The organism is Microcoleus sp. SVA1B4, assembly GCF_036700545.1.
Taxonomy (GTDB): domain Bacteria; phylum Cyanobacteriota; class Cyanobacteriia; order Cyanobacteriales; family Microcoleaceae; genus Microcoleus.
On the sequence record NZ_JAUBPB010000015.1, the window covers coordinates 105,861 to 112,005 of the forward strand.

Here is a 6,145-nt window from a genome sequence, read left to right on the forward strand (position 1 = left end):
TTAGCTGTTGAGTGTTGACGGTTAACGGTATATTGCTAGTTAACTCATGCTTCCATTAATATTAACCTAATTGGCTCGATATGAACATACCAGGGAAAAGGATTGTCTTTAATAGCCCTCCACTTTTCCTTGAAAACTTCGGCTTGCAAGTGATAATCTTGGGAATCATTGGGAGGCGAGTGCAATTTGAGATATAATGTCACCCGGTGCGGAGTTTCCACAGTCGAGGCGATCCAACAAGCAAAAGTATTTTCACGATCGCACCCGCGAACAAAACTCAGTTGATGAGCCCGAATTCCCACAGAAACTAGAGATTTGGGAATTGGTTCGACTACAGTCAGAGTACAGCCCCAGTCGATCGCCTCCACGAGAGTTTCTGCGATCGGTTTAGCCGCAGAGAAGTTCTTACAGCCAGTCAACTGGGCGACGGTGAAATTGGCAGGGCGATCGAAAATGTTCTGTTTTGTATCAAAGGCGATCGGCTTTCCCTCAGCCAACACCAACAGATTTCTGCATACCCGGTAAACTTCCTCTAAATTGTGGCCCACAAACAAAGTAATTCCCCGATAATTAGCCAGCGTCAGCATTAACTCCCGTTCCAGTTGACTCCGCAAGTGAGTATCCAAAGCAGAAAACGGTTCGTCTAACAGCAGCAATTCTGGAGAAGGGGCGATCGCCCTAGCCAAAGCCACCCGCTGCTGTTGGCCCCCCGAAAGTTCGTGCGGGTAGCGATTTTCCAGTCCCGACATTTGCACCGAAATTAGTTGTTCTTTTACCCGAAGTTCTTGCTCGCTTTCAGATAAATGCTGCAAGCCAAACGCAATATTTTGAGCAACAGTCAGGTGAGGAAATAAAGCATAGTTTTGAAACAAAAAACCGATGCGGCGGTCTTTAGAAGCTACATTAATGCCCTGTGCGGAGTCAAATAAAACCCTGCCATTGACTGCAATTTTACCGCTCATTGGAGTTTCCAAACCAGCGATGCAGCGCAGAGTCATGCTTTTTCCCGAACCCGACGCGCCCAAAATTCCCAGCACTTCCGGGCCGATATCGAAGCCGACATCCAAGGCAAAGCTGGAGAGAGGTTTAAAAATGCTTAAACAAAGTCCGTTTTTCGGTTGTTGTTGGGGTTTTGCGGTAAAACTAGACGCGACTTTAGGAAGATTTGATTGCAATCTATAACTCGAATTCGGTTTGGGCGATCTCCTTTGTAAATCAGTCCAAAAATTAACAGCAGTTAGCACGCTCAAAGAAATACTCAGAATAATCAAAACCCAAATAGCAGCTTGCCTCATATCCCCAGCTTCCACAGCAAAATAAATTGCCATCGGGATAGTTTGAGTTTGTCCGGGAATATTCCCCGCTAACATCAACGTCGCGCCGAATTCACCCAAAGCGCGGGCAAATGCGAGAATAGTTCCTGCTAAAATTCCCGGCCATGCTAGCGGCAACATAATGCGCCAAAAGACTTGCCACTCCGAGGCTCCCAAAGTGCGGGCTGCATTGAGAAGATTCGCATCAATTTGCTCAAAAGCTCCCAAAGCAGTTTTGTACATGAGGGGAAATGATACAACTGTGGCAGTAATGACGGCCGCTTGCCAAGTGAAAATTATAGTTAAGTCGAATTGTAGCAAAAATTGCCCGATCGCCCCATTTCTCCCAAACAGCAGCAGCAGCAAAAATCCCACTACTGTCGGCGGCAAAACTAAGGGAGAAATTAAAATCCCTTCAATCAAAGCTTTACCTCTGATGCGAGTTGAAAGCATCCACCGGGCGGCGGCTATTCCCATGAAAAAGGTGATAAATGTCGCAATAGCGGAGGATTTTAGAGATATCCAGAGCGGAGAAATATCAAATTCCATAAATCGTAGGGACGGGTTTCACTAACAATAATTGCCTCAAACAAATAATTTCCTAAACCCCCCCACACACAGATAAATCAAAATGTATAATTTGGGGATTCGCTCGTAGGGGCGGGTTTTACCAACAATCTTCGGCTAATACCAATAATTTCGTAAACCCGCCCCCACCCAACGGCAAATCGAAATGTATCTCTTTGAATACACAAGGTTATCTGTTGTGTGAGGGCGGGTTTATATAGATTGTTGGCGGGAATTAGATATTGTTGGTGAACCCGCCCCTACAAAATTTGGTTGTATCTCACATTTTGCACCATTCTCAAGAACAGGCTTTCCGGCCTGTTCCACAAAGAGTGAATTTTCTTGTGGAACAGGCCGGAAAGCCTGTTGCTAAACAAGTAATTGAGAATGGTGCAACATCTCAGTTGTATGAGACTAATTGGCGAGCCATCCCAAACCCATATTTCTGAAATACTATTTTAGCCCGATCGCCCCCCAGAAAGTCAACAAACCTTTTCGCAGCGGCCGGATTGCGGCTGTTTCTGATAACTGCCAGCGGATAAACAATGGGCGAATGCAAATTTTCGGCAGCCGTTAGCCGCACAGTTACTTTGTCGGAGGCTGTGGCGTCAGTCGCATAAACTATACCAGCATCAACGTTACCGCTTTCGACGAATGTCAGCACTTGGCGGACGTTATTTCCTAGCACTAATTTTGGCTGTATTTGCCCCCACAATCCAAGCTTAGTTAACATTTCCTGAGCGTATTGGCCCACAGGTACGCTCTTCGGTTCGCCGATCGCAATTTTCTTGATTCTGGCATCTGTCAACTGTTTGAAATCGCTCAAAGCAACACCATTTTTGGGAGTAATCAAAACTAGGCGATTTGTCAGCAAATTGCGGCGCGTGTCGTTAATTAGCAGGTTAGATTGCTGCAAAGCATCCATTGGGTTGGTGGCGGCGCTGAAAAATACATCTACCGGTGCTCCCTGCTGAATTTGCTGTTCTAGAGCACCGGAAGCACCAAAATTATAAGTAATAGTAAAATTCGGATTACTGCTTTGATAAACAGTTTTGATTTCCCCTAAAGCTTTCGAGAGACTGATAGCAGCGGATACGTTTAAGGAGGTGCGCTGCAACGTATCGACTGAGGAAAAGTTCTTAAATAAGTTCCAACTAATCAGCAGTGCTAGCAGGAAGGCGACTGCGAAAATTAAGTTGGGAATACGTCTACTTTTTAAGTTCACAGACAATTGTTTTGAATCTTTTTACTCCTTACCAGGCTCTGCCTAGTAAAGCAGATTCGGAGGCTGTACCTCCAATTTTCATCCAGTCTTTGACGAGGCAGAGCCTCTGGAGATAGGTTCCCAGGCACAGCCAGGGAACCAGTTAATAATTAGTGCGGGAACGTTAATTTTAAATCTGCCTACGATCGCCATTTGACGGAACAGCCTATCGCCTCTGTAGTTGAAGGCTCAACGGGTTGACTGTTGAGCAATTGGTCGATCGCACTCCGCAGATAAGAAACCTGCACCGCCGCCGGATCGTCAGCGTTGTCGTCAATTAAACCTTTATAGCGCAGTTTGCCGTCTTGGTCTAACAAAAAAACCTCCGGGGTTTTAGAAGCCCCAAAACTTTCAGCCACATCTTGAGCAACATCCCGGATGTACGGGAAGTTGAGTTGATTGTTGGCGGCAAAAATTTTCATGTTCTCAAAACTGTCGTCGGGATACTGGTTTGCATCATTAGCATTAATCCCGATTAAAGTAACATCTCGATCTTGAAAATCTGCTTGAAGTTCTTTCATACGATTGAGATACAACTGCACGTAAGGGCAATGATTGCACATAAATATCACCGCGATTGCCCGAAATTTTTCTAAATATCGAGCTAAATGGTGAACTTCTTCGTCAACTCCCGGCAGTTCAAAATCGGGAGCGTAGCCGTTAATGGGAGTACCCGTTGTATCCATTAGTAAACTCATGTTTTCAGGAGGTGAAGAGGAGTATTTGCCAGCATGAAAGATGAAACTGTCAGCACGAATAAAATTGGCTGTTGTTTGGCTTTAGCTTAATTCTAGCCTTGCCAACAGCCTATTGTGATTCGTGCTTCGCGATTTATTCCTCGTCTGGCTTTAGCCAACCTTGAGCTAGAGCTTGGTATCCAATAAGTTTGTATGCTAATTTGGCGGCGGTAAATTCTGAGACTACAGAATCTACAATAGGTGCTAATTCCATAATGTCACACCCGATTACTTCGTAGGACTCGAAGACGCGGCGCAAAAATGCGGTGAGGGAATACCAATTTAACCCGCCCGGTTCGGGTGTTCCCACCCCTGGAATTAAAGTCGGATCGATGCCGTCTAAGTCGATCGTCAAAAATACTCGCTTAGTTGTTATGCTGGCAATTGCCCGATCGGCCCAATCCGGTTGAGTAGCGATTTCTCTGGCTCGAATCACGTTTAGCTGTTTGGCTTTAATCAAGTCGGCTTCTTCCTTGCAGATAGCGCGAATCCCGATTTGCAGTGTCGGTAAGCCCATATCGACAACACGTCGCATCACGCAGGCGTGGTTGTGAATCGAGCCTTCGTATTCGTGTCGCAAGTCGCCGTGGGCGTCAATTTGCACGACTGTGAAAGGTTCGTTTGGGTATGCTTGGCGATAACCTTCGACAACGCCGGCAGTGATGCTGTGTTCGCCTCCGAGGGAGATGACAAATTTATTTTCGGTAACTAGCTGGTAGACTGCTGCTTGGGTTACTTGCAGCATTTCTGAGGATGAAACTGGTTGTCTGTTGCGGGTATCGGCGATCGGCTCTTTTGTATAAATTCCGACATCGTAGCAAACTTCGGCATCCAATTCTTCGTCGTAGCACTCGAGTTGATGAGAAGCTTCTAGAAGTTTAGCGGGCCCGTTTTCGCACCCCCGGCGGTAAGTGGTGGTAGCTTCGTAGGGAATTGGTAAGATTACTACTTTGGCGGTGTCGTAGTCGGGTACAATTTCAGACCCCAGAAATGGTACGACTGCTGTGGAAACGATCGTTGGCATAAGGGAAATTTTAATACAGCAAAGAAGTCAGCAGGTTTAATCGTGACATACTATCGGCTCTAACTGCAAAGTAGTCATTAGTCATTAGTCATTAGTCATTAGTCATTAGTCAGCAGTCAGCAGCTAACAATGCCCCATGCCCTATGCCCCATGCCCAATCTAAAATCTAAAATCTAAAATCTAAAATCGCATGACATCTTCTACTCCCGCTTTGTCAACACTTATTTCGCCTCAAACTTGGCTGTGGAAAGGCTTTCCGATTTGCTACCAGGCTGCTGGTTCCCAGGGGCCTGCGGTGGTGTTCGTCCACGGTTTCGGTGCGTCTTGGGGCCACTGGCGCAAGAATTTGCCGGCGCTGGCTGCTGATTGTCGCTGTTATGCGATCGACCTCATCGGTTTTGGCGGTTCTGCTAAACCCGCGCCCAAACTTGAGATTGACTATACTTTTGAAACTTGGGGACAACTAATTGCTGATTTTTGTCGGGAAGTTGCGGGCGGGCGGGCTTTTTTGGTGGGAAATTCGATCGGCTGTGTGGCAATTATGCAAGCAGCAGTGGATTTTCCCGATATTGCTTCTGGCGTAATTTTACTCAATTGTTCCCTACGCTTGCTGCACGATCGCAAACGTGCCGAATTGCCTTGGTATCGCAGTTTTGGAGCGCCAATTGCACAAAAAATTTTAAATGTCAAGTGGATAAGTCAATTATTTTTTAAACAATTAGCAACGCCAAAAACAGTAAAAAAAGTGCTTTTGCAAGCTTATCACCGTCCTGAAGCTGTCAGCGACGAACTGGTAAATATGCTGCTGGAACCTGCTAAAGACAGCGGCGCAGTTGAAGTATTTGTGGCCTTTATCAGTTATTCTCAAGGCCCGCTACCGGAGGATTTGTTGCCGCGTTTGAGCTGTCCTGCTTTGATTTTGTGGGGTACGGATGACCCTTGGGAGCCGATCGCCTTGGGGCGAGAATTGGCAAAGTTTCCGGCTGTTGAAAAGTTTATTCCTTTGGAGGGAGTGGGCCATTGTCCCCAGGATGAAGCGCCGGAATTGGTCAATCCTATTTTACTCGATTGGATTAAAGAGCGATCGAGATTTGCCGAAAATCCGCCCCTTTAATCAACAAAAAAATAGGGACTTTAGCTAAGGAATGAGAATTAAATAACTTCCACAAGATTGTGGGATGGGCGTCCCGCCCGTCCTTTTTTGACGGGCGGGACGCCCCACCCACAAAAACAAATAAAA

5 protein-coding genes are annotated in these 6,145 nt (G+C 46.2%); 1 reads left to right on the plus strand and 4 read right to left on the minus strand.

What is annotated here, in order from left to right; all coding sequences use genetic code 11:
- Positions 1 to 44: 44 nt before the first annotated feature.
- The 4 genes from modB to speB all read right to left on the minus strand — a co-directional run bounded on the left by modB (position 45) and on the right by speB (position 4,905).
- Positions 45 to 1,862, minus strand: a complete 1,818-nt coding sequence (gene modB / locus QT987_RS10165) for a molybdate ABC transporter permease subunit (protein WP_333239463.1) — start codon at positions 1,860 to 1,862, stop codon at positions 45 to 47.
- A gap of 418 nt (positions 1,863 to 2,280) precedes the next feature.
- Complete coding sequence (modA, locus tag QT987_RS10170; protein WP_333239465.1) at positions 2,281 to 3,105, minus strand: molybdate ABC transporter substrate-binding protein; 825 nt, start codon at positions 3,103 to 3,105, stop codon at positions 2,281 to 2,283.
- Positions 3,106 to 3,284: 179 nt separating this feature from the next.
- Positions 3,285 to 3,842 (minus strand): thioredoxin family protein, encoded by a 558-nt coding sequence (locus tag QT987_RS10175; protein WP_333239467.1) that lies wholly within the window; start codon positions 3,840 to 3,842, stop codon positions 3,285 to 3,287.
- A 133-nt stretch (positions 3,843 to 3,975) separates the two neighbouring features.
- The gene (gene speB / locus QT987_RS10180) at positions 3,976 to 4,905 is read right to left on the minus strand and encodes an agmatinase (RefSeq protein ID WP_333239470.1); all 930 of its coding nucleotides are present in this window, start codon (positions 4,903 to 4,905) and stop codon (positions 3,976 to 3,978) included.
- 190 nt (positions 4,906 to 5,095) lie between these two features.
- Between speB and QT987_RS10185 the strand changes: the two genes are divergently transcribed.
- A complete protein-coding gene (locus QT987_RS10185) occupies positions 5,096 to 6,019 on the plus strand; it encodes an alpha/beta fold hydrolase (RefSeq protein ID WP_333239472.1) in 924 nt (307 codons plus the stop codon).
- Positions 6,020 to 6,145 lie beyond the last annotated feature (126 nt).

Excerpts from the sequence above, each read along its gene's own strand:
- modB (WP_333239463.1), bottom strand. The coding sequence starts at position 1,862 with ATGGAATTTGATATTTCTCCGCTCTGGATATCTCTAAAATCCTCCGCT.
- QT987_RS10175 (WP_333239467.1), bottom strand. The coding sequence starts at position 3,842 with ATGAGTTTACTAATGGATACAACGGGTACTCCCATTAACGGCTACGCT.
- speB (WP_333239470.1), bottom strand. The coding sequence starts at position 4,905 with ATGCCAACGATCGTTTCCACAGCAGTCGTACCATTTCTGGGGTCTGAA.
- QT987_RS10185 (WP_333239472.1), top strand. The coding sequence starts at position 5,096 with ATGACATCTTCTACTCCCGCTTTGTCAACACTTATTTCGCCTCAAACT.